Origin of the sequence: Chryseobacterium phosphatilyticum (assembly GCF_002899825.2) — a bacterium.
Taxonomy (GTDB): Bacteria; Bacteroidota; Bacteroidia; order Flavobacteriales; family Weeksellaceae; genus Chryseobacterium; species Chryseobacterium phosphatilyticum.
On the sequence record NZ_PPED02000081.1, the window covers coordinates 1 to 468 of the forward strand.

Genomic DNA, 468 nt, shown 5'->3' on the forward strand with positions numbered 1-468 from the left:
GCCTGATGGGCATGATCTTGGCCGCGGTTGCGATGGAGATGATCGTGACGAGCCTGCGCAACCTGTTCCCCGGCCTCAGCCATTGAGCCGCAGAGAGCGCTCCAGACGGCGGCGCTTCTCGACGCCGCGTTACAGCCAGCCCTTCGCCTTGAAATAGAGCAGCGGCACGATCGCCGAGATCGCGATCAGGGCGAGGCCGTAGGGGTAGCCGTAGGCCCAGTCGAGTTCGGGCATGTGCTTGAAGTTCATGCCGTAGAGCGAGGCCACCAAGGTCGGCGGCACGCCGACCACGGACACGACGGTGAGAACCCGGAAGGCGTTGTTCTGCTCAATGTTGATGAGCCCGAGCGTGGCGTCGAGCAGGAACTGGACGGTCTCGGACAGCCGCGTCTTGAACTCGTCCAGCGAAGCGATGTCCTGCGCCAGCGTGTCGAAGCGTGGCGCGTCGCCCTCCTTGAGGGTCTGCCC

Annotated in this window: 1 protein-coding gene; it reads right to left on the reverse strand. The window is 64.7% G+C overall.

Features of this window, described 5'->3' with window-relative positions; translation table 11 throughout:
- Window positions 1-129: 129 nt before the first annotated feature.
- Window positions 130-468: CorA family divalent cation transporter (locus C1631_RS25490; RefSeq protein WP_497707261.1), on the reverse strand; the 339-nt coding region annotated here is incomplete at its 5' end.